The 17,785-nt window shown below is 37.0% G+C and carries 15 protein-coding genes and 2 tRNA genes; 9 read left to right on the forward strand and 8 right to left on the reverse strand.

The window, feature by feature from the left end:
• Window positions 1-3: 3 nt before the first annotated feature.
• Together V6R96_RS07835 and V6R96_RS07840 are read right to left on the reverse strand one after the other, a co-directional pair.
• A complete protein-coding gene (locus V6R96_RS07835; RefSeq protein WP_336378579.1) occupies window positions 4-735 on the reverse strand; it encodes a response regulator transcription factor in 732 nt (243 codons plus the stop codon).
• Window positions 704-3,637: a histidine kinase gene (locus V6R96_RS07840; RefSeq protein ID WP_336378580.1), complete on the reverse strand. Its 2,934-nt coding sequence runs from the start codon at window positions 3,635-3,637 to the stop codon at window positions 704-706. The genes V6R96_RS07835 and V6R96_RS07840 overlap by 32 nt, the downstream gene beginning before the upstream one ends.
• Window positions 3,638-3,778: 141 nt before the next feature.
• On the opposite strand from V6R96_RS07840, the gene V6R96_RS07845 reads away from it, so the two are divergent.
• From V6R96_RS07845 to V6R96_RS07875, 7 genes are all read left to right on the forward strand, one after another.
• Entirely contained in the window at window positions 3,779-5,662 is a 1,884-nt protein-coding gene (locus tag V6R96_RS07845) for a DNA topoisomerase IV subunit B (protein WP_111958316.1), read from the forward strand.
• A gap of 90 nt (window positions 5,663-5,752) precedes the next feature.
• Complete coding sequence (locus V6R96_RS07850) at window positions 5,753-6,169, forward strand: hypothetical protein (protein WP_223559282.1); 417 nt, start codon at window positions 5,753-5,755, stop codon at window positions 6,167-6,169.
• Window positions 6,170-6,175: 6 nt separating this feature from the next.
• Window positions 6,176-8,764 carry a DNA gyrase/topoisomerase IV subunit A gene (locus tag V6R96_RS07855; protein WP_336378581.1) on the forward strand — a complete coding sequence of 863 codons (2,589 nt, stop codon included), beginning with the start codon at window positions 6,176-6,178 and terminating at the stop codon, window positions 8,762-8,764.
• 11 nt (window positions 8,765-8,775) lie between these two features.
• The gene (locus tag V6R96_RS07860; protein WP_111958310.1) at window positions 8,776-9,429 is read left to right on the forward strand and encodes a rhomboid family intramembrane serine protease; all 654 of its coding nucleotides are present in this window, start codon (window positions 8,776-8,778) and stop codon (window positions 9,427-9,429) included.
• 33 nt (window positions 9,430-9,462) lie between these two features.
• Complete coding sequence (locus V6R96_RS07865; RefSeq protein WP_336378582.1) at window positions 9,463-10,572, forward strand: AraC family transcriptional regulator; 1,110 nt, start codon at window positions 9,463-9,465, stop codon at window positions 10,570-10,572.
• A gap of 142 nt (window positions 10,573-10,714) precedes the next feature.
• Window positions 10,715-11,500 (forward strand): SDR family oxidoreductase, encoded by a 786-nt coding sequence (locus V6R96_RS07870; RefSeq protein ID WP_111958306.1) that lies wholly within the window; start codon window positions 10,715-10,717, stop codon window positions 11,498-11,500.
• Window positions 11,497-12,471: an NAD-dependent epimerase/dehydratase family protein gene (locus V6R96_RS07875; RefSeq protein ID WP_336378583.1), complete on the forward strand. Its 975-nt coding sequence runs from the start codon at window positions 11,497-11,499 to the stop codon at window positions 12,469-12,471. The genes V6R96_RS07870 and V6R96_RS07875 overlap by 4 nt, the downstream gene beginning before the upstream one ends.
• A gap of 206 nt (window positions 12,472-12,677) precedes the next feature.
• Here V6R96_RS07875 and V6R96_RS07880 read toward each other — a convergent pair whose 3' ends face one another.
• Genes V6R96_RS07880 through V6R96_RS07905 form a run of 6 tightly spaced genes read right to left on the reverse strand, consistent with a single transcriptional unit; the run spans window position 12,678 to window position 17,494 of the window.
• The gene (locus V6R96_RS07880; protein WP_336378584.1) at window positions 12,678-13,037 is read right to left on the reverse strand and encodes a DUF4180 domain-containing protein; all 360 of its coding nucleotides are present in this window, start codon (window positions 13,035-13,037) and stop codon (window positions 12,678-12,680) included.
• On the reverse strand, window positions 13,038-14,507 hold the full coding sequence (locus V6R96_RS07885; protein ID WP_336378585.1) for a two-component regulator propeller domain-containing protein: 1,470 nt from the start codon (window positions 14,505-14,507) through the stop codon (window positions 13,038-13,040).
• A 28-nt stretch (window positions 14,508-14,535) separates the two neighbouring features.
• Window positions 14,536-15,387, reverse strand: coding sequence for a peptide chain release factor N(5)-glutamine methyltransferase (prmC, locus tag V6R96_RS07890; RefSeq protein WP_336378586.1), 852 nt, complete (start codon window positions 15,385-15,387; stop codon window positions 14,536-14,538).
• A complete protein-coding gene (gene yaaA, locus V6R96_RS07895) occupies window positions 15,388-16,146 on the reverse strand; it encodes a peroxide stress protein YaaA (RefSeq protein ID WP_336378587.1) in 759 nt (252 codons plus the stop codon).
• Window positions 16,147-16,151: 5 nt separating this feature from the next.
• On the reverse strand, window positions 16,152-16,853 hold the full coding sequence (locus V6R96_RS07900; RefSeq protein ID WP_336378588.1) for a type II CAAX endopeptidase family protein: 702 nt from the start codon (window positions 16,851-16,853) through the stop codon (window positions 16,152-16,154).
• 29 nt (window positions 16,854-16,882) lie between these two features.
• Entirely contained in the window at window positions 16,883-17,494 is a 612-nt protein-coding gene (locus V6R96_RS07905) for an L-threonylcarbamoyladenylate synthase (protein WP_111958294.1), read from the reverse strand.
• A 102-nt stretch (window positions 17,495-17,596) separates the two neighbouring features.
• Here V6R96_RS07905 and V6R96_RS07910 point away from each other — a divergent pair.
• A tRNA-Met gene (locus V6R96_RS07910) sits at window positions 17,597-17,669 on the forward strand.
• Between the two features lie 39 nt (window positions 17,670-17,708).
• Window positions 17,709-17,781: transfer RNA gene (locus V6R96_RS07915), tRNA-Met, on the forward strand.
• Window positions 17,782-17,785 lie beyond the last annotated feature (4 nt).

Raw genomic sequence — 17,785 nt, forward strand, 5'->3', positions numbered from 1 at the left:
TTTTTAATCTAAATTCTCAATCTTGTTTAAAAAATCATTCTTTTTACGCACAGAAACATCCAGGACAGAATGGTCTGCCATCACTACCTGCCCGCCTTTCCCTTTAATGTATTCTTTAAGGTGAAAAAGATTAATCAGATGTTTATGATGGATCCTGAAAAAATTATATTTTGTAAGATGTTCCTCAAATTCATGCAGTGTTTTGGAAACAATGACCTTCGTTTTATCCGTAAGATAAAAGGTGGTATAGCTGGAATCTGCCTCACAACGGATAATATCGCTGATATTGGTCAATTTGAAGCCCTGAAGGGTAGGAAGACTGATCTTGTTCTCGCTGGAAGAAATACCCGGCTGGCTTTTACTTTTTTTAATGGTTTCCAGCACTTTATTGACAGCAATGATAAAGTCTATTTTTTTAATGGGTTTAAGTAAATAATCTGCCGCACCGTTTTTAATAGCCTGAATGGCAAAATTTTCAAATGCGGTAATGAAAATGATCCGGGAGTCTATTTCTCTGAACTTTGAAAGCAGGTCAAAAGCAGTACCGTCTTTCAGCTGCACATCCAGAAAAAGAATATCCGGGGAATTTTTAGTAAGATAAATATAAGCTTCCTCTACGCTTGATGCCTGAAATACCGTCTGGATCTCAGGAAATTCATTCTTCAGTAGAAGAGCGATATAATCTCTTCCGTCCTGTTCATCATCAATGATGCATGCCTGTATTTTGGTTTTCATAAGGTTTTATATAAAGTTTAATCTGCGTTCCCGGTCTTTGCTCTTTTTCGGAGAGATCATAAATTTCCAGTATAATATGAGTCTCAAAAAGTTGCCTGAATGTTTCAATCCTTTTTTGGGATAATCTTACCCCGAAAGAATCAGGGCTGGTTTTCCTTTTGCTGTTAATGCCCGTACCATTATCTTCTATGGTGACACAGATTGATGTTCCGGTATGCTCAAAAGACACCCGTATATTTCCTTTTCTGTCCTTTAAACCTGCAATTCCGTGTTTTATGGCGTTTTCCACAAAAGGCTGAATCAGCAAGGAAGGAAGCACCCAGCTTTCGTTGATGTTTTCAGATAAAGTAATTTTATAGTCGAACAGATCTTTTAACCTGAGTTTTTCCATATTCAGATATAATGAAAGATAATCTGCTTCATCTTTGATAGACATGAAGGTTTTTTCTGAATAATGCAGGGTCTTTCGGATCATTTGAGCAAATATCTCAAGATAATTTTCTGTTTCTTTATAATCTTCTTTATACAGAAGATACTGGATAGAATTGAGGCAGTTATAAATGAAATGAGGATTAATTTGGGCCTTTATCGCCTGCAGTTCCAGTTCAGCAATCTTTTTTTCATAGTATAACGTTTCCAGTTTTTTATTTCTTTTCTTCTGAAAATAAAAGGTGATAAGGATAAACAGGCCAGCAACACCCAGACTGATGATCATCAGCTTGAACCACCAGGTCTGCCAGAATTGCGGAAGAATCTCAAATTGCAGATTCGTTGAGGCATAAGATTGTTTTCCATTGTATCCGATCCCCAAGATCTTAAATGTATAATTACCCGGAGGAAGAGAAGAAAAAATGATCTTCTGGGAAGTGCCCGTTTGCCAGCCATTGCTGAGTCCCTCGATTTTGTACCGGTAACTTATCTTTCCCTGGGAAATAAAATCCGGAAAACTTACATTGAAGGTAACGTCATTATCAGGAGTCTGGCCCGTTAATGGCTGTCTGATATCAAAAATTTCCCTGCCACCAATGATAACGGAATTGATGATTACTTTTTTGTTGATAAATTTCTTCTGGCTCATTAGATTTTTAACAGAAAGAATTCCCAGTCCTTTTGAAGTTCCCACATAGATGGTATCACCGGAAATGATACATCCGGATACTGAATTTGATGGCAGGCCGTCTGTCTGTGTGAAGTTATTGATACTGATATCAGTTCCTTTAAGCTCAATCCTGCTGAGTCCATAATTAGTACTTGCCCAAAATACATTGTTGTTTTCTACTTCAATTTTTTTGATCTGGCCTGTAATCAATCCAATTTTTTCCGTAATCTTTCTGAGGACTTTAGAATGATCAAAAATAATGATCCCGTTAACGTTGGTAGCTCCGATATATAGATTGTCACCGAACTTTTTAAGATCTGTAAAGTAATATCCCTGGAGAAATAGTTTTTTCTTTTTAGAAGTAGTATTCACTTTATAAAGATCCTTAAAGTTCCCGGCAAACAAGCTATCCCTGGCATAGGGAAGAGCTGTATACATTCTTTCTTTGCTGAGTATTTCAGTATAACTGCCTGTTTTATAATTATAGGCAACAAGTCCGTCTGATGTGCATAATATAATAGATCCTGGTGTATAGGGCACAATATTTTTTAAAAGATAATCCTTTAAAATTTTTTTTTCCCTCGTCAGGATATCATACTGAAACAGGCTTCTTGTAAGCCCGAATATCACAGTGTTTCCCTCAGAAAATATAGATTTGTGCTCTATTTTAATGTTTTTTTCAAAAACAAGATCCGTTACATGCCCATTATGGTAAATGCCACTTTTAGCTTCGTTATAGCCCAGGAAAATACCATGGCTGTTTTTGGCAATGGCCTTTATATTGGATGAATTATTTTTGATCGGAAAATGAACGTAATTTTTAAAAAACTGGTCAGCAATGAAAAAGATGCCATTATTCCGAGTAGAAAACCAGGTATTGTTGTCTTTATCCACTAAAATATCGTTGAGGATGTAGTTTTCCATCATTCTGACAGGGTCGGAAAGCCTGCTGTTATCAAATAAAGGCTGTTTGAAATAAAGAGCTCCGCCCTCTTCAGGACACAGCCAGAGCCGGTAGTTACGATCTATGACGAGCCGGTGAATATTTTCCTTTGCGGTATAGCTTTTAAGTTTTTTGAAGTAAATTTTGTTGTAAAGCTGGTAAACCTCTACCGTTCTTTTGTTTCTGAAAACAAAAATGTCACCCTTCCTTAATGTGACCGTGTTTTTCTTAAGAGAAATATTGCAGATTGTTTTCTTTTTTGTGATGATATTATAAGCCTGAATGTTTTCCGTTTTTTCCTGATTGAACAGATACAGCATTTGATCAGCGATATTCAGACCGAAAGCATAATAAGGAGCTGTCAGGCTGCTCTTGATTGCCAAAGGAATCCTGCTCACCCTTTCATTCCCATATACGTAGATATTGTCAGGATTATAGGTAGAAAACAGGTAAAGAGATTCACTATCAACATAATAGTCGGGATTAACGGTGAACTGCATTTTTTGTAATTCGCTGTTAGAATCCGAGTTGATAATTCTGCCGTTTTTCAAATAAGCAAAATCATTCAGAAAAGGGGCAATAAAAATTTCCCCGTTGGATAAAGGGATACATGACAGGGCTTCGATGTTTTTTAAGCCCTGCTTATTGTTAAAATGTTTAAATTCCTTTCCGTCAAACCGGAACAATCCGTTATCACTTCCTATCCATAAAAACCCGGTTTTATCCTGACTGAGCGAGTAGGTATACGAATTGTTCAGACCATCTCCATCATTATAATTGATCATTCCGGGAATCTGGGCAAATAATAATGATGATGATAATATAAAAGAGAATAGATGAAAAAGTATAATTTTTTTCACTAGATATTGAATAATACGGTAAATATATGATTTGATTAATAATAATACAATATTTAAGGTTAAATACTGAAAAAAAACGAATCGAAAAATTCGTATAATTTTGTACAATTTCGTACTTTTGTGTGTTTGCTGAAATCATATATGTCACAAGAAATAAATCCAATCTACTCCGAAGATAATATCAGAACCCTCGACTGGCAGGAACACATCCGTCTGCGCCCCGGAATGTACATCGGGAAGCTAGGAGACGGCTCCTCTGCGGACGACGGTATTTACATTCTGCTCAAAGAAATTCTGGACAACTCTATTGATGAGTTCAGAATGAAATCTGGGAAAAGAATTGAAATAAAAGTGGACGACGGTAAAGTCAGCATCCGTGACTTTGGCCGTGGAATCCCACTGGGAAAGGTCGTAGATGCCGTTTCCAAAATGAATACAGGAGGAAAATACGATAGTAAAGCCTTCAAGAAATCTGTAGGATTGAATGGGGTGGGTACCAAAGCTGTTAATGCCCTTTCAGAGTATTTCCGCGTAAGGTCTTTCCGTGAAGGAAAAATGAAGATGGCGGAATTTTCCAGGGGACTGATTACTGAAAACCATGAAGAAAAAGATACTTCGGACCGAAACGGAACAGAAATATCCTTTATTCCTGATGGTGAGATCTTCCTTCATTTCAAATACAGGAAAGAATATATAGAAAAAATGCTGCGCAACTATGCGTACCTGAACCCCGGTTTGAAGATTATTTTCAACGGCGAGACCTATTATTCTGAAAACGGACTTAAAGATCTTTTGGAAGAAGAGATGGAAAACGAAATTCTGTATTCCATCATTCACCTGAAAGATACCGATATAGAACTGGCTATTACGCATTCTGACAAATCACAGACAGAAACCTATTTTTCTTTCGTGAACGGACAGAATACCACGCAGGGAGGAACGCACCTTAATGCTTTCCGTGAAGCGTATGTAAAGACGATCCGTGAATTTTTCAATAAAAACTTTGATGCTTCAGATATCAGAAAATCTATCATTGCAGCCATTTCTATCAACGTAGAAGAACCTGTATTCGAATCCCAGACGAAAACAAAGCTGGGATCCAGTGATATGGGACCCAACGGACCTACCGTAAGGACTTTTATCATTGATTTTCTGAAGAGCAAACTCGATAATTTCCTTCATAAAAACCCTGAAATTGCCGAAGCGATCCAAAGAAAGATTCTTATTTCCGAAAGAGAAAGAAAAGAACTTTCAGGGATCCAGAAGCTGGCAAGAGAAAGAGCCAAAAAAGTATCCCTTCACAATAAGAAGCTCCGTGACTGCAGACAGCATTATAACGACCAGAAGAATGAAAGAAAAGGGGAGACCCAGATTTTCATTACCGAGGGAGATTCCGCATCCGGATCTATCACCAAATCAAGAGACGTTGAGACCCAGGCCGTTTTCTCTCTGAAAGGAAAACCTTTGAACTGCTACGGACTGACTAAAAAGGTAGTATACGAGAATGAAGAGTTTAACCTTCTTCAGGCTGCTCTGAATATTGAAGAAAGTCTCGAAGATCTGAGATACAATCAGGTAATTATATCTACCGATGCCGATGTGGATGGTATGCATATCCGTCTTCTGATGATTACATTTTTCCTTCAGTTTTTCCCTGATCTGATTAAAAATGGACATCTTTATATTCTTCAGACCCCATTGTTCAGGGTGAGAAATAAAAAAGAGACAAGGTACTGCTACACCGAAATGGAAAGAATAAAAGCATTGAACGAACTTGGGAAAAACCCTGAAATTACCCGATTTAAAGGACTTGGAGAGATTTCACCCGATGAGTTCAAACATTTTATCGGAAAAGATATCCGTCTGGAGCCTGTAGTAATAGGCAAAGACCAGACAATAGATCAGCTGCTTGAATTTTATATGGGTAAAAATACACCGGACAGGCAGGTGTTTATTCTTGAAAATCTTGTAGTGGAAGATCCGGATATTGATAAAAAAGAAACCTTGGATGAAGTAGCAAACTAAAAATTAAACCAATAAACACAAATATTACAAATGAGACTCAGCAACCGCAACAAAGCTTCGGTTTACAATTTTGTACATACATTATTGATAATGATGGCCATATTTGGAATTGCAGCATTTTTGTTAAACGAATACAGGTTTCATGCTGTAGGAAAAGAAAGTTATATTCTTCTTATTGTTCCAGTCATACTAATGGTGATTTTTCACCTGAACGGCAGACAAATATTTGAATATGACAGTGATGGAGAAGCACTGAATTTTAAGAACAGAAACATCATTCCTTTTTTGGACAGACCTCTTCATGATGAATTTCCAAAATATAAATTGATAACATACGAGATCGTCAGTATTTTTTTTATTAAAAGACTATACGTGACCATCTCAAGCAAGAACAATGGCTCTACCATCCTCAAATATGAAATATCTTATTTGAGTAGAAAAGAAGTAAATGATTTAAAACTCTCTCTGAATAAAGTAGTACAAATTAATAAAGAGAAAAACGATTAAAAACAGATGACGACAGAAGAAAACTCGCACGAAGGTGAGAGCTTGAAAAAAGTCTCAGGACTTTATAAAGACTGGTTTCTGGACTATGCTTCCTATGTAATTCTGGATAGAGCGATTCCTTCCGTTTATGATGGGCTTAAGCCTGTTCAGAGAAGGATCATGCACTCTATGCGGGAACTGGAGGACGGCCGTTACAATAAAGTAGCCAATATCGTAGGAAATACCATGAAATACCATCCTCACGGAGATGCTTCCATTACGGATGCCATGGTACAGATTGGCCAGAAAGAACTTCTGATAGATACTCAGGGAAACTGGGGGAATATCTATACCGGAGACTCAGCAGCAGCGGCAAGATATATCGAGGCCAGGCTGACCCCTTTCGCACTGGAAGTGGTCTTTAACCCTAAGACTACAGAATGGGCAAAATCCTATGACGGCAGAAATAATGAGCCTATTGATCTTCCCGTAAAATTCCCCCTATTGCTTGCACAAGGAGTAGAAGGAATTGGGGTAGGACTTTCTACAAAAATTCTTCCCCATAATTTCAATGAGCTTATCAATGCATCTGTTGCTCATTTAAAAGGAAAGAAATTTGAACTGTTTCCTGACTTTATGACCGCCGGTTACCTTGATGTTTCCGAATATAATGACGGACACAGGGGCGGTAAGGTAAGAGCCAGAGCCAGAATTACCCAGACCGATAAGCATACGCTGGTAATTTCGGAACTTCCTTTCTCAAAAAATACAGGCGACCTGATAGACTCTATCCTGAAGGCCAATGAAAAAGGAAAGATCAAGATCAAAAAGATTGAAGATAATACCTCTGATACGGTAGAGATCCTTGTTCATCTTCACAATGATGTGTCACCGGACAAAACCATAGATGCGCTCTATGCATTTACAGACTGCCAGGTAACCATCTCTCCGAATGCGTGCGTAATCGTAGGAGATAAACCGATGTTCATGAATGTTTCCGATATCCTGAAAATGAATACGGAACATACAGTTTCTTTGCTTAAGAAAGAGCTTGAAATTGAACTTCACGAGCTTCAGGAAAGCTGGCATTTCTCTTCACTGGAAAGAATCTTTATTGAAAACAGGATTTATCATGATATTGAAGAGGTAAAGACCTGGGAAGATGTTATTGCAACCATTGATAAAGGATTAAAGCCTCACACAAAGCACCTTTTAAGAGCGGTAACTGAGGAAGATATTTTAAAACTGACGGAGATCAGAATTAAGAGAATTTCAAGATTCGATTTAGATAAATTTAAAGAAAATATAGCTGCTTTAGAGGGCAAAATAGAACAGGTAAAACATCATCTTGCCAACCTGATTGCTTATGCCATTGAGTACTATTTAAATATTCAGAAAAAATACGGAAAAGATAAGCAGAGAAAAACAGAGCTTAGGATTTTTGATACTATTGATGCCACAAAAGTAGCAGTAGCCAATGAAAAGTTCTATGCTAATTTTGAAGAAGGATTTATCGGTACATCACTGAAAAAAGACCAGTATCTGTTTGACTGCTCGGATATTGATGATATCATCATATTCAGGAAAGACGGAACCATGAAGGTCGTAAAGGTGGATGCCAAAACATTCGTCGGAAAAGATATCCTACATGTTGCCATATGGAAGAAGAATGATAAAAGAACAGTTTACAACATGATCTACCGCGAGGGAAGAGACGGTCCATACTATATGAAACGTTTTTCTGTAACAGCGGTAACAAGAAATACGGATTATCCGTTGGCTTCTGATAAAAAAGGTTCCGAAACCCTGTATTTCTCGGCCAATCCTAACGGGGAAGCGGAAACAGTAACCGTCCTTTTAAAACCGAATCCAAGAATCAGGAAAAATAAAATGGAAATTGATTTCTCTGAACTTGCTATCAAAGGAAGAGATTCTAAAGGAAACCTGGTGACCAAATATTCTGTGAAAAAGGTGGATTTGAAGGAAGAAGGCGTTTCTACACTGGCTCCCAGAAAAATCTGGTTTGATGATACGGTAAGAAGACTGAATGCCGATGCGAGAGGAACTCTTTTAGGTAGTTTTAAAGGAGATGATAAAATTCTGACAATCAATACCAATGGCGAGGTAAAGCTGGTGTCTTTCGACCTTGGAAACCGTTTCGATGATGAATATCTGGTGCTGGAAAAATGGAAGCCGCAACAGCCGGTAACTTGCATTTACTACGACGGAGAAAAGGAAATGTATTTTATCAAGAGATTTCTTCTGGAAAATACAGCTAATATACAGACCTTTATGCCCTCTGAACACCCGAAATCATTTATTGAAAATGTAATCGTAGCAGACGGTGCCTCAGCAGAAATCATTTTTGCTAAAGATAAAGGCAAAGACCGTGACCCGGAAACCATATCTATTGACGAGTTCATTGCTGTAAAAGGAATCAAGGCAATTGGAAACCAGTTTACGAAATTTAAAGTAAAAACAATCAATATCAGTATTCCTGAGCCTGTAGAAGAAGAACCTGAAGTTTATGAGGAACCGGAAACAGGAGACGGTATTGTAGATGATGACCGGACTGTTATCGGGGATCTGTTTGAAGGCGGTGAACCAGAAAATTAAGAATTAAAATTATGAATATTCTCATCTTATTTATTATAATTACGGCCATTATCAGTTTTGTTGCCTTCAACAATCCGGGGATCACTGAGAAATATAAATTCAGTGTAGGAGCTATTCTGGGCAGAAAAGAATACATCCGTCTGCTTTCATCTGGGTTTCTGCATGCTGATATCATGCACCTGGTATTTAATATGATGACGCTGTATTTCTTTGGACCGATTATCATTCAGACTTTCGGAAATCTCGGTTTCACAATTGTATATCTGGGGTCTATATTGCTGGGGAATTTTCTCTCGCTTTATATTTATCAGAAACAGCCGTGGTATTCCGCGGTAGGTGCAAGTGGAGGTGTTTCAGGGATATTATTTGCATCTATAGCTATGATGCCTGATATCGGTATCTATATCTTTTTTATTCCGATTCCGGTTAAAGGCTATATTTTCGGACTGCTGTACTTCGGATATTCTGTATATATGATGATGAACCCTAGACAGCATGATAATATCGGCCATGCGGCACATCTTGGAGGCGCATTTTTCGGATTGGTTTATGCAGTGGCTGTAGCTCCGGATGCTGCTATGCATAATGCTCTGTATCTGGGAATCATGTCACTACCGCTGATCTATCTGGGCTATGAAATTTTCGTCAGGAAAAGAATAGGATAAAAAGATTTATCTTTAATCAAAATATCAGGACCAATGAACACATCAGAATTAAACCGTTTCATCGTTGTATTAATCTATGGTTCACTGGTCTTGCTTTCTTTACTGAAACTGTCCAATCCGTTACGGGTAAACAGAAAGGCCAACTTCTGGTTTGGGATATTTCTTTTTTTATGGTCAAGTTTCTGGCTGGATGAGGTTCTTACCCTAGTGAATAGTGCTCCGGTAGAGGTACATTCCATCATTTCCGTTCAGATGATCCAGTTTCTGACGCCCATTATGTTCTATTTCAGTGTGTTATTTTACACCAATCCTGCATTTAAATTTAAAATTTCAGACCTGAAATACCTTATTCTGCCTGTTATTTTTTGGATCAATATTCTGTTACAGCGTTTTGGTGGATTTGATGATCATACAGTTTTTAATTTTGTTTTTATCGGCTTAATCCTTGTACAGGCCTTATTCTATACCGGTCTTTCATATTTCACTATCCGAAAGCACAAAAAAAGGATCCAGCAGTTTTCTGCGAATACAGAAGGTATCAACCTGAACTGGCTCGAATATATTACTGTCATTATTTTCATTATTAATATTGCTTACATAGTTTATAATTTATCCTATGATTCCACTGCCCTGAATTTTTTCATTAACGGAGCTTTTCTGCTGGTTATTTATTTTGTAGGGTATTATTCCTTAAAGCAGAAAGAAATTTATCCCCTGGAAGAAAAGCAGCGTGATGAATTGATTTCTATTGATGAAGATCCCGAGAGAGAAGAAGTAAAGAAAAAGCTGCTCCCCGATGAAGAACTGCTGAAGATCAAAAGTCAGCTGGAAGAAATCATGGATAAGCAAAAGCCCTATCTGGACAGTGAGCTGAACCTGATCAGGCTTTCCGAACTGTTGTCTATTTCTACACACCATCTGTCTTATGTGATTAATACCGGATTTAAGAAGAACTTTTTTCAATACGTGAATGAATACAGAATTGAGTATGCCAAAAAACTTCTCAAAGACCCTCAGAGCAAATTGTCAATTTTAGGGATCGCCTACGAATCCGGATTCAATTCCAAAACTTCTTTCAATACCACTTTTAAAAAGCTGACGGATCAGACTCCTTCCGAGTATAAAAATGGTTCAGGTTTATAAGTTTTAACGTTCTGTTTTAATTAATTAATTGTTTTTCAATGTGTTATATGGATTTGCTTTTAGTTTAAAAATAGGTTCACTCAGATAACCCTGAACATTCAAAGATACTTTTCCGGATAGCTTTGTATCATAAAATTGTTTTATGGATACCAAAGAATCATATGCTGTAGTAACGGGAGCGAGCCAGGGACTTGGAAAAGCATTTGCAGAAAACCTAGCCAGTAAGAATATCAATGTCATTTTGGTAAGCCTTCCGGGGCAACATTTAAAAGAATTGTCTCGGCGGCTTGAAGAAACCTATCGGATCAGGGCAGAGTATTATGAAGTAGACCTTTCGGTGAATGAAAATGTCATGAAGCTTACAGAATGGCTGAACCGGTCTTTTGAAATTCATATCCTGATCAATAATGCGGGGCTTGGAGGCACGAAGAAATTTGTAGATGCTTCGCCGTCTTATATCAATACCATTTTACAGGTGAATGTAACAGCAACCTCACTAATCACTCATCAGTTGTTACCTAATCTGTTAAGACAGCCTAAAGCCTATATTCTGAATGTATCAAGTATGGCTGCTTTTTCACCCATAGGTTTCAAAACGGTATATCCGGCTTCCAAAACCTTTATCCATTCATTTTCAAGAGGACTTCATGAAGAGCTGAAGGACACTAATGTCTTTGTAAGCGTTGTGAATCCCGGAGCGATGAAAACCAATATCGATGTCTGCAAAAGAATTGAAAAGCAAGGTGTTTTAGGAAAGCTTACCCTCCTGGATCCGAACAAAGTGGCAGCTTACTGCATCAGGCAACTTTTCAAAAAAGATTCCGTTATTATGGTGAATCCCATAAGCTGGCTGATTATGAAGATCCTGCCTATATGGATTAAGCTGCCTCTGATGACCAGTGCCATTAAAAAAGAAATAGAAGCATGAAAAAAGTTTTTGTGACCGGAGCCACAGGGCTTCTGGGAACTAATACCATTATTAAATTATTACAATATGATTATTCTGTTACTGCTCTGGTGCGCAAGAAAAGCAGCTGGATGGGCGAAGAAAATGAAAATCTCAGGCTCATAGAAGGAGACCTGTTTTCGGATATTTCAGAGCATCTGCAGGATGTGGGTACTGTTATTCATATTGCGGCGGAAACCAGTCAGGACCTGTTGCGTTATGAAGATTATAAAAAGACGAATTATGATGCTGTAGTTCATCTGTTTGCTCAAACTGTATCAGTGGGAGTAGAAAAATTCCTGTTCGTAAGTACGGCCAATACTTTAGGCTATGGAAATTCTGCTCCCTGGGGAAATGAAGAAGCTCCTCAGCTGTATCCTTTTACCTGTTCCTATTATGCCAAAAGCAAACTGGAAACGGAGAATTACCTTTTGCAGCAGAGAAAGGAAACAAAAGTAGTTATTGTAAACCCTACCTTCATGATCGGGGCCTACGACCGCAAGCCGAGTTCCGGGAAAATTATCTTTTGGGCCTGGAAAAAAAAGCTTGTTTTCTATCCAAAAGGCGGAAAAAACTTTGTACATGCCGAAGACGTGGCGGAAGGAATTATAAAAGCCACTGAAAATGGTAAAAATGGCGAAAAATACCTGCTGGCCAATGAAAACCTGACTTACAAAGAGTTTTTTGGAAAAGTAAATGCCATAACAGGACAGGCTCCCGTTATGATCCCAATACCAAACTCAGGACTTGCCATACTCGGAATAATAGGAGACATACTGAGAAAACTGAAAATAAAAACCAGCCTGAGTTCTCCTAATATGAAAGCTTTGAGGATCAATAATTATTACTCCAACCGGAAATCTTCAGAGGAATTGGGGATCCGGTATCAACCTGTTGATAAGGCGGTTGAAGATGCGATCTGCTTTTTTGAAAAAGAAAAGCGAGGAAGCTAAGATTGGCGCACAGATATAAATAGCTAGAATACTAGAATATATAAGTCCTGTTCATCCATCCGCTTCATCAGATCAACTTGTTGATTGCATCTTTGCTTTCTTTAATAAACACTAACAATGGTAAACCTTTGCGTTAAAATATTCCCACAGATCCGTGTTGTTTTTAGATTTATAAAAGAGCAGATGGATGTTTTTTTTAATAATTGTCAGTTTCCCAGCCTTTCCAAAGCATTTTCAAGTGTTTCAGTGAAATTAATATGTTTTGTTTTATTGCTTTCGAAAATGAAATCCCTGATGCTTTTGCTTTGATACTTTTCAAAATCCCCTATAATGGCAAGGCTCATGCGGTAATTAGAGAATTTTTGCAGGATATCTCCGGCTATTTTTGTTTTCAGATCGAAGAATTCAGGAGTGAGGTTTTTCTCATAAATAATTAATTTATCGCAACCCTGATAGTATAGGTCTCCGAAAAGGTCCAGTCCGTCCTGAACAGACTGGATAACTATCTGATCAGAAATAATTTCGGCAATTTTTATATCGTTTACAAGATGTGAGATGATTTTCATTTATTTTTTTCTTTCGATTTTTACCAGCCCTTGACGTGTTGCAAGATATAGATTTCCATTTTTATCGAATTTCATAGACGAAATATAGGATGTTGGAATTTGTGAATTTTCATTATGATAATTTTCCCAATTTCCTTTCAGGTCAAAACGCACCAAACCTGCTCTATCCGTAGAAATCCATACTACTTTTTCTTGTTTATCATATAGGATACAGTTGGCATGATTAAAAGGTAAACCTGAGTTTTCGGTTGTAAATTGTTTAATAGTTCCGTCATTATATCTGATTGCAATTCCTTCGTTATTATTTATTTTTTGTTTATCAGGCCTGTTAAATTCATACAAAGTGAAATATAAATTACCTTCTTCATCCTCATCCATGGATGTTATGGATTTACCTTTTAATACTGTGTCCGAATTTTCAAAACTATTGGCTTTGCCATTTTCATCAATCATTATTGAACCACTAAAAGTTCCAATCCAAATCCTGTTTTTAGAATCTCGCTTCGCAAATGAAACTCTGTTAGAAGGTAATGCATTGACCTTATCTTTGTTGATATTTGACCATTTACCATCTTTAAAGACCGTTAATCCTTCATCTGAACAAAAGAATACTTCACCGGTTTTTGCATTATTGATGATTTCATAAGCTCCATCAATACCTATAACTTTTGGATCATATTTTGTCCATTCTTTATCATTAAAACTATAGATATTATCTTTCCCGTGAACCCATTTTATATTATTATTGTCAGATTCCAACTCATAATAGCCAAAGAACTTTCCTTTATCTGTAATGTTTTGTTCGGAATTAATAAAAGTATTTCCATCAAATTTTACCAGCCCCTCATCTACAGTCAGCCAGATTAATTCATTTCTATCTATAGCAATATGATCAGTCATATTGTTGGGTAAATTAGAATTCTTGGAATTCCAGACTGTTATTTTATAATTATTTAGATTTTCGTTTTTATAATTATATTTTTTATTAAATATTTCTGGTTTTTTTGGCTCATCAAATGACTTTTTAAAAGCATTCATATCTACACGTTCTACCTGACCTTTGATCGTATTGTCTTTTATTAAAAAAGCGAGCGTTATGGAGGTTTTTTCTTCTACATTACCATTGGTGATAGCGGGTTTCCAGCTTTTAAAATTATTTAACTCATCAATGATTTTTTGAGTGATTATATTGTTTGACTGGTCTGTATGACTTAAAACACATGCTTTTCCTTTGGAGTCAACCAGAACCTGAAGCTTTATTCCACCTGAGACACCTTTCAGGTTAAAAGAAGAGTTTAATCTGCTATTGATGATTTGAAATTCTTTTTCATCATAGCCGGCTTTGACATCACCACAGTCTAGGCAAAACCTTTCAGTTTTACAGTTATTTAATTTGACTGGGAAAATGTTTTGAGAATATATTTTGCTTGATAAGAAAGCAAAAGATAATAAGATAAGAGATCTTTTCATTGAATTTGAGTTTATAGTTTTTATTAATTTATTTCCGTCCAAAAATTAAACGGTCATTTTCAGATAAATCCTTGATAAGTTGAGCTTCAGCAAAAGAATCAGTGTATAAATCCAGTGTTTCCGGACCCAGTTTTTGATTGATTTCTAAAAACAGAAGACCGTTATCTTTGAGATGTTGCTTTGAATCTGCAGCAATTTTTCGGTAAAAAATGAGGGCGTCCTGAACAGGAGAGAACAGGGCCATTTTAGGCTCAGACTCTTTTACGGAATCTGCAATCTCAATTTCTTCTTCAATTCCTATATAAGGAGGATTGGAAATAATAATATCATAGCTTTCCGTTAATTCAAAATTCAGATAATCTGCATGAATAAAGTTGATTTCCAACTGATGATGTTCTGCATTTCGCTTAGCCGTTTTCAAGGCTTTTTCCGATAAATCAATGGATGTAATTTTCGCTCCGGGAAAATGTTTTTTTAAAACCAATGGAATTATACCGCTTCCGGTTCCGATATCCAGAATCTTTAAACCCTGAACATTTAATTCTGAACTTTGAATGGTATGAATTGCCATCTCAAGCAGCTCCTCCGTTTCAGGACGCGGAATAAGGACATGTTCATCCACGAAAAACAACATTCCGTAAAATTCTGTTTCCCCAAGGATCTGTTGATAGGGTCTTCCGGTTTTTAGATCAGAAATAGCCTGAACAAGCTTTTTTTCATCATCAATAAGAAGTTCTTGATGAGAAAGTCTTCTTTGCTGAAACGAGTCAAAGCCTGTAATTTTCTGTATAAAAACACTGCATAAAAAAGCACTTTCCGAATCGTTATAAAGTTCGGAAAGCTCAGTTTTAAAATATTTTTTGAATGCTGATATTGTCATTTATCTTGTGAAAACCAGTTTAGTGTCCGTAGATTTTTCCTCATCGATCAGATAGCCTTCATAGTTGAATGCTTTTACATCATCCAGGGTTTTGGCGTTAGTTTCCGCACAGAACCTTACCATAAGACCTCTTGCATGCTTGGTATAAACAACAATAGTTTTCAGTTTTTCGTCTTTTAATTCATAGAAATCAAAATCGATGATCTTATGATTTAATTTTTTCCTGTCAATCACTTTCCCGTACTCATTGCTGGCCAGATGAAGAAGAATTTCACCCTTTTTCATCTCGGAGTTCAGCTGTTCCGTGATCTTTTCTCTCCAGAATTCATATAGGTTTTTGTATTGATCGAATTCAAAATGACGTCCCATTTCCAGCCTGTATAGCATTACTTTATCGGAAGGCTTCAGCAGACCATATAATCCGGAAAGCATCCTGTAATTCTTCTGTAAATAGTCAACAGCATTTTTGTCCAGGGTTTTTGCATCCAGTCCTCTGTAAACCTCTCCTGTAAAAGCAAATAGGGCAGGAGCAGATTCTTTTGCCGTTGGCTTCGCCTTCCATTTCTGGTTTCTTTCCCAGTTCTCATCGGCCAGCTTAGGTGATATTTCCATTAATTCCGAAAGATATTTCGGAGATTTGTGCTTCAAATAAGACTGGATGAATGCAGCTTCTTCGATGAATTTTGGAGTGGTTGATCTTAATAAGTCAGTTGAATTCTCAACGTTCATCAGTTTCGCTGGAGAAGTTATAATTTTCATAATGTTTAGAGTACAGATAAATGTTTAGTATTAATTAAATTCATGATCATCACAGACACAAAGTCGTACATAACATGACAGATGATTAAAATTTTAATGTTCGAATATTGTTTATAAAACATAGCAAAAACGGTTCCGATAAAGAAAGGTACGACTACCTGTCCGATTGTTCCATAAGTGCTGTGCAAAATTCCAAATAATAGGGCGGAAATGAAAATACCACAATATTGATTATTGTATATTCTTTCAATTCTTGGCTGAATGTATCCTCTCATAAGAAGTTCTTCTACCACTCCGGCAGTAAGGCATATAAAGATCATCAGCAGATAATTATTTTTAAAAGCAGAAGAGATCTGAACCATTTTGCTGCTCATGCCTTCCTGAGTCAAAAGCTGGATAATTATACCAATAATGGAAGTTCCTATAAGACAGGTAAAATATAAACGGATTACTGACTTTGTATAGAATGACACAGTATAATTCTTTTCTTTCTGTAGCAGGAAAGGATTTTTTTCTACAAAAAAATTATAAAGAAAAACAGAAAAAAGAACCATCCAAAGAACAATCCTTGTATAAAAAAAATTAACGGATGTAATTCCTTTTATACCTGTAATTAAGTAAATAAGCGGCAATGCATAAAGCATTACTGCAGCAAGAAGCACAAAGGTAAAAAGAATTCCCAGTGCGTATTTACCATACAAACTCATAATCCAAATGATCGGTTGACTGCTTCTGATTAAATGATTCCTTTTCCCTGGCGGATGATTTCCGGTTCTCCCGAAGTAAGATCCACAATGGTAGAGGCTATATTATCACCATATCCGGAATCGATTACAATATCCACCAGATGGTCATACTTTTCTGCAATTAGCTCAGGATCTGTGGAATATTCAATAATCTCGTCGTCATCTTTTATAGACGTTGAAGCAATTGGATGGCCCAATTTTTCCACAATAAGCTGTGGAATCGGATGATCGGGAACGCGGATACCAATGGTTTTATGATTTTTATAGGCCAAAGGAAGGCTCTTGTTGGCATCCAGGATAAAGGTAAATGGTCCTGGAAGGTGGCTTTTCAGAAATCTGAAGACTGAAGTATCAATAGGTCTTGTAAAATCTGAAAGGTGGCTCAGGTCATTACATATAATTGAGAACTGAGACTTTTCCAGTTTGACTTTTTTAAGCTGGGCCAGCTTTTCCATGGCTTTTATATCAAAAATATTACATCCCAAAGCATAGATCGTGTCAGAAGGATAGATAATAAGCCCGCCGTTTTGTAAGGTTTTAATAACCTCATTCACAAGATTTTCCTGAGGGTTATCAGGGTAAATTTTCAGTATTTTTGCCATAAAACAAAGATACAAATAATAAAATAGTTTTCATAAAAGTCCTTTATTTAAAAGAAAAATTAGGATTTTCAAAAAATAGCCGTATCTTTGCACTCACAATATCGCGGGATGGAGCAGTAGGTAGCTCGTCGGGCTCATAACCCGAAGGTCATCGGTTCGAGTCCGGTTCCCGCTACTAAGTTAAGTGCTTTCGGTAAGCACTCTAAAGATACACCGCGGGATGGAGCAGTAGGTAGCTCGTCGGGCTCATAACCCGAAGGTCATCGGTTCGAGTCCGGTTCCCGCTACTAA

This window comes from Chryseobacterium sp. CCNWLW53 (assembly GCF_037083525.1).
In the GTDB taxonomy this organism is placed as follows: domain Bacteria; phylum Bacteroidota; class Bacteroidia; order Flavobacteriales; family Weeksellaceae; genus Chryseobacterium; species Chryseobacterium lathyri.